The organism is Streptomyces sp. NPDC056835 (genome assembly GCF_042789485.1).
Classification (GTDB): Bacteria; Actinomycetota; Actinomycetes; order Streptomycetales; family Streptomycetaceae; genus Streptomyces.
In genome coordinates, this window is the sequence record NZ_JBHUBB010000017.1 from 174,116 (window position 1) to 180,115 (window position 6,000).

General features: G+C 71.0%; 4 protein-coding genes. All 4 read left to right on the forward strand.

All coding sequences use genetic code 11. The annotated features are described in order from the left end of the window. Window positions 1-53: 53 nt before the first annotated feature. The 4 genes from ACFRMN_RS21175 to ffh all read left to right on the forward strand — a co-directional run bounded on the left by ACFRMN_RS21175 (window position 54) and on the right by ffh (window position 5,863). Window positions 54-1,346, forward strand: coding sequence for an ammonium transporter (locus ACFRMN_RS21175; protein WP_383021720.1), 1,293 nt, complete (start codon window positions 54-56; stop codon window positions 1,344-1,346). Continuing rightward, window positions 1,343-1,681: a P-II family nitrogen regulator gene (locus ACFRMN_RS21180; RefSeq protein ID WP_351393689.1), complete on the forward strand. Its 339-nt coding sequence runs from the start codon at window positions 1,343-1,345 to the stop codon at window positions 1,679-1,681. Before ACFRMN_RS21175 ends, ACFRMN_RS21180 begins: the two co-directional genes overlap by 4 nt. 16 nt (window positions 1,682-1,697) lie before the next feature. Next, complete coding sequence (locus ACFRMN_RS21185; protein WP_383021723.1) at window positions 1,698-4,166, forward strand: [protein-PII] uridylyltransferase; 2,469 nt, start codon at window positions 1,698-1,700, stop codon at window positions 4,164-4,166. Between the two features lie 158 nt (window positions 4,167-4,324). Beyond that, window positions 4,325-5,863, forward strand: a complete 1,539-nt coding sequence (gene ffh, locus ACFRMN_RS21190) for a signal recognition particle protein (protein ID WP_383021726.1) — start codon at window positions 4,325-4,327, stop codon at window positions 5,861-5,863. Window positions 5,864-6,000: the final 137 nt, after the last annotated feature.

Below are 6,000 nucleotides of genomic sequence, written 5' to 3' on the forward strand. Positions count from 1 at the left end.
TCTAGCTTGAGCATCCGCACGGGGCCGTTCCCACCCACGAGGAGACGCTGGCCTTGAATGGCGCAGATACCGCATTCGTATTGATCAGTGCCGCGCTCGTCATGCTGATGACGCCCGGCCTGGCATTTTTCTACGGCGGCATGGTGCGGGTGAAGAGCGCCCTCAACATGCTCATGATGTCCTTGATCTCGCTCGGGATCGTCAGCGTGCTGTGGGTGCTCTACGGGTACTCGCTGACCTTCGGTGACGACATCGGCGCCGGTCTGCTGGGCAACTTCGACCACATCGGCCTCAAGGGCATCACGGTCGACACCCTGACCGGAGGCACGGAAGGCATTCCGGTCTTCGCCTTCGCCCTCTTCCAGCTGATGTTCGCCATCCTCACGCCCGCGCTGATGAGCGGGGCGCTCGCGGACCGTGTGAAGTTCAGCGCCTGGGCGCTGTTCATCGCGCTCTGGGTCTCCGTCGTGTACTTCCCGATCGCGCACTGGGTCTGGCAGTCCGACGGCTGGCTCTTCAAGCTCGGGGTGATCGACTTCGCCGGTGGTACGGCGGTGCACATCAACGCGGGTGTCGGAGCGCTCGCCGCGGTCCTGGTCGTCGGCAAGCGAATCGGATTCAAGAAGGACCCGATGCGGCCGCACAGCCTGCCGCTCGTCGTCCTCGGCGCCGCGCTGCTGTGGTTCGGCTGGTTCGGCTTCAACGCCGGATCGGCGCTGGCCGCCAACGGCACCGCCGCCCTGATGGCCTTCAACACCCAGATCGCCACCGGCGCCGCGATGCTCGGCTGGCTGATCTACGAGCGCATCCGGCACGGCGCGTTCACCACGCTGGGCGCCGCCTCCGGCGCCGTCGCGGGCCTCGTCGCGATCACCCCGTCCGGTGCGGCCGTCAACCCCTTCGGCGCCCTGCTCATCGGTGTCGTCGCCGGCGCGGTCTGCTCCTGGGCCGTCAGCCTCAAGTTCAAGCTGGGCTACGACGACTCCCTCGACGTGGTCGGCGTCCACCTCGTCGGCGGTGTCATCGGCACCCTGCTCGTGGGTGTCCTCGCCACCGGTGGCATCGGCGGACTCTCGCAGCTGGGCAAGCAGGCCGTCGGCGCCTTCTCGGTGATGGCCTACTCCTTCGTGGTCTCCTGGATCCTCGCCAAGATCGTCGATGTCACGATCGGCTTCCGGGCCTCCGAGGACGACGAGACGAGCGGCGTCGACATGGCGTACCACGCCGAGTCCGCCTACGACTACAGCGCGGTCGGTGGTTCGCCGTCGGGCCGTAGTAGCGTCGCCGCCGCCAGCCAGGACGAGACCGTCGCCGTCGCGGCGAAGATCAAGAAGGTGGACGCATGAAGCTCATCACCGCAGTCGTGAAGCCACACCGGCTGGACGAGATCAAGGAGGCCCTGCAGGCTTTCGGCGTCCAGGGGCTCACGGTCACGGAGGCCAGTGGCTACGGCCGCCAGCGCGGCCACACCGAGGTCTACCGCGGTGCGGAGTACACCGTCGACCTCGTACCGAAGATCCGCGTCGAGGTGCTGGTCGAGGACGGCGACGCCGAACAGCTCATCGACGTGGTGGTCAAGGCCGCCCGCACCGGCAAGATCGGTGACGGGAAGGTATGGAGCGTGCCGGTCGACACGGCGGTCCGGGTACGGACCGGCGAGCGCGGCCCGGACGCACTTTAGAGACGGGAACGACTGGGTGACGAGCCTCGAAGAGACGACCGAACAGGCAGACTCGGGACCCAGCGGCTACGCGGCGGCCCGGCTGCGCCTCCTCCAGGAGAAGGCGCGGTCCGGGCCGCCACGCCGTGCCGCCCTGGCCAGACTGACCGACGACTGGCTGAACGCGCTGTTCACCACCGCGGCCCTGGAGGCCGGGGTGCGCGGCGCGGCGCTCGTCGCCGTGGGCGGCTACGGCCGCGGTGAACTCTCACCGCGAAGCGACCTCGATCTGCTGCTCCTGCACGACGGCAAATCCGGTCCCGCCGCGATCGCCGCACTCGCCGACCGCGTCTGGTACCCGGTGTGGGACCTCGGGCTCGCCCTCGACCACTCCGTACGTACCCCCGCCGAGGCGCGCAAGACCGCCGCCGAGGACCTGAAGGCACAGCTCGGACTCCTCGACGCCCGGCATGTCGCCGGGGATCTGGGCCTGGTCGGCGGCGTACGCACCGCGATCCTCGCCGACTGGCGCAACAGCGCCCCCAAACGCCTCCCCGAGCTGGACGAACTCTGCCGGGAACGCGCCGAGCGCCAGGGCGAGCTCCAGTTCCTGCTGGAACCCGACCTCAAGGAGGCCAGGGGCGGACTGCGCGACGCCACCGCGCTGCGCGCCGTCGCCGCCTCCTGGCTCGCCGACGCGCCCCGCGAAGGGCTCTACGACGCCCGGCGCCGGCTCCTCGACGCCCGCGACGCCCTGCATCTGACCACCGGCCGCGCCACCGACCGGCTCGCCCTCCAGGAACAGGACCCGGTCGCCGCGGAACTCGGCCTGCTCGACGCCGACGCGCTGCTGCGGCAGGTGTACGAGGCGGGGCGCACCGTCTCGTACGCCTCCGACGTCACCTGGCGCGAGGTCAACCGTGTACTGCGGTCCCGGGCCGTACGCCCCCGGCTGCGGGCCATGCTCGGCAGCAAGCCCGCCCCGGACCGCAGCCCGCTCGCCGAAGGCGTGGTCGAGCAGGACGGCGAGGTCGTCCTCGCCCGTACCGCCCGCCCCGAGCGCGACCTCGTCCTGCCCCTGCGGGCCGCCGCTGCCGCCGCCCAGGCCGGTCTGCCGATCTCGCTGCACGCCGTGCGCCGGCTGGCCGCCGCCGCGAAGCCGCTGCCGGTGCCCTGGCCCGCCGAGGCCCGCCAGGAACTGATCACTCTGCTCGGCGCCGGTGAATCGACGGTTCCTGTCTGGGAGGCGCTGGAGGCCGAGGGCCTGATCACCCAGTTCCTGCCCGACTGGGAGCGGGTACGCTGCCGGCCCCAGCGCAACCCCGTACACACCTGGACCGTCGACCGCCATCTCGTGGAGACCGCCGTCCAGGCGTCCTCGCTGACCCGCCGCGTGGGCCGCCCCGACCTGCTGCTGATCTGCGCCCTGCTGCACGACATCGGCAAGGGCTGGCCGGGCGACCACTCCGTGGCCGGTGAGGTCATCGCCCGCGACGTCGCCTCCCGGATCGGTTTCGACCGCGAGGACATGGGCGTCATCGCCACAGTCGTACGCCACCACCTGCTGCTCATCGACACCGCGACCCGGCGCGACCTGGACGACCCGGCGACCGTCAGCGCGGTCGCCACCCGCGTCGGCTCGCCGGCCACCCTGGAGCTGCTGCACGCGCTCACCGAGGCCGACGCGCTCGCCACCGGACCGGCGGCCTGGTCGTCCTGGCGTGCCTCGCTCGTCGACGATCTCGTGGCGCGCGTGGCCGCCGTCCTCGCGGGCGACGCCGTCGCCGAGCCGGAACCCGCCGCGCCCAGCGCAGAGCAGGAGCGGCTGGCCGTGGAGGCGCTGCGCACCGGCGGTCCCGTACTGGCGCTGCACGCCCAGACCGAGGCCCCGCAGGACGACGGCGAACCCGAACCCGTCGGCGTCGAACTGCTCATCGCCCTGCCCGACCAGCCGGGAGTGCTGCCCGCCGCGGCCGGGGTGCTCGCCCTGCACCGGCTGACCGTACGCGCGGCCGATCTGCGCGCCGTCGAGCTGCCCGCCGAGCTGGGCAAGGAGACAGGACAGGGGAAGAAGACCACCGAGGTCCTGCTGCTGAGCTGGCGGGTTGCCGCCGAATACGGCTCCCTGCCGCAGGCCGCCCGGCTCCGCGCCGATCTCGTACGGGCCCTCGACGGCTCGCTCGACATCCCGTCCAGGCTCGCCGAACGGGAGGCCGCGTATCCGCGCCGCCGGGGCGTCACGGCCCCGCCGCCCCGCGTGACCGTCGCGCCGACCGCCTCCCAGCTCGCGACGGTCATCGAGGTACGCGCCCAGGACGCACCGGGTCTGCTGCACCGCATCGGCCGTGCCCTGGAGGAGGCGAAGGTACGGGTGCGCAGCGCGCACGTGTCGACGCTGGGCGCGAACGCGGTCGACGCGTTCTATGTGACGAACGAGCGGGGCCGGCCGCTGACCGAGAAGGCCGCCGCCGGGCTGGCCCGCGCGGTGGAGGCCGCGCTGCGCTGACGGTCTGCCTCGTCCGGGCTTCGTACGCCCCGGTTATCCACAGGGCAGACCGCACCGCGCGCGGCCGGATACCCTGGGGGACGGTCTGTCCTTCACAGCGCGCAGCTGCATGGGACAGCCTCCCTCACCCGCCCCCGACCTGAGGATCCGCGACCACCGTGTTCGACACTCTCTCCGACCGCCTCGCAGCCACATTCAAGAGCCTCCGGGGCAAAGGGCGCCTCAGCCCGGAGGACATCGACGCCACGGCCCGCGAGATCCGTATCGCCCTGCTCGAAGCCGACGTGGCGCTGCCCGTCGTCCGGGCCTTCATCGCCAAGGTCAAGGAGCGCGCGGCCGGCGTCGAGGTCTCCCAGGCGCTGAACCCGGCGCAGCAGGTCATCAAGATCGTCAACGAAGAGCTCATCGGCATCCTCGGCGGCGAGACCCGCGTCCTGCGCTTCGCCAAGCAGCCGCCCACCGTGATCATGCTCGCGGGTCTCCAGGGCGCCGGTAAGACCACCCTCGCCGGAAAGCTCGGCCTCTGGCTCAAGGGCCAGGGCCACACCCCCCTGCTCGTGGCGTGTGACCTCCAGCGCCCCAACGCCGTCACGCAGCTCTCCGTGGTCGCCGACCGCGCGGGCGTCTCGGTGTACGCGCCCGAGCCGGGCAACGGAGTCGGCGACCCGGTCAAGGTCGCCAAGGACTCCATCGAGTACGCGAAGACCAAGCAGCACGACGTGGTCATCGTCGACACCGCCGGCCGCCTCGGTATCGACGAGGAGCTGATGAAGCAGGCCGCGGACATCCGCGACGCCGTCAGTCCGGACGAGGTCCTTTTCGTCGTCGACGCGATGATCGGCCAGGACGCGGTCAACACCGCGGAGGCCTTCCGCGACGGTGTCGGCTTCGACGGCGTGGTCCTCTCCAAGCTCGACGGCGACGCCCGCGGCGGCGCGGCCCTCTCCATCGCGCATGTCACCGGCAAGCAGATCATGTTCGCCTCGAACGGCGAGAAGCTGGACGAGTTCGACGCGTTCCACCCGGACCGCATGGCGTCCCGCATCCTCGACATGGGTGACCTGCTCACCCTCATCGAGCAGGCGGAGAAGACGTTCAGCCAGGCCGAGGCCGAGAAGATGGCCTCCAAGCTGGCGAGCAGCAAGGGCAAGGACTTCACGCTCGACGACTTCCTGGCGCAGATGGAGCAGGTCAGGAAGATGGGCAGCATCAGCAAGCTGCTCGGCATGCTCCCGGGCATGGGGCAGATCAAGGACCAGATCAACAACATCGACGAGAAGGACGTGGACCGCACCGCCGCGATCATCAAGTCGATGACCCCCGGGGAGCGCCAGGACCCGGTCATCATCAACGGCTCACGCCGGGCCCGGATCGCGCGGGGTTCGGGCGTCGAGGTCAGCGCTGTGAAGAACCTGGTGGAGCGGTTCTTCGACGCTCGCAAGATGATGTCGAAGATGGCGCAGGGCGGCGGGATGCCGGGAATGCCGGGCATTCCCGGCATGGGTGGCGGTCCCGGCCGCACGAAGAAGAAGACGAAGCAGGCCAAGGGCAAGCAGCGGTCGGGCAACCCGATGAAGCGGAAGGCGGAGGAGCAGGCGGCGCTCGCGCGCCGTGAGGAGGCGGCGAATGGCCTGCCGGCCGGGGGGCAGGACAAGTCGTTCGAACTCCCGGACGAGTTCAAGAAGTTCATGAGCTGACCTCTGCGGTGCGCCGTCCGGCGGGGGTGCGCCGTCCGGCGTGGGTGCGGGGTGTGCCGTCCGGCGGGGGTGCGGGTGCGTGCGGCTGGTGCCGGGTGCCGGGGCCTCCGGAGGTACATGTCCGGACGGCATGATTT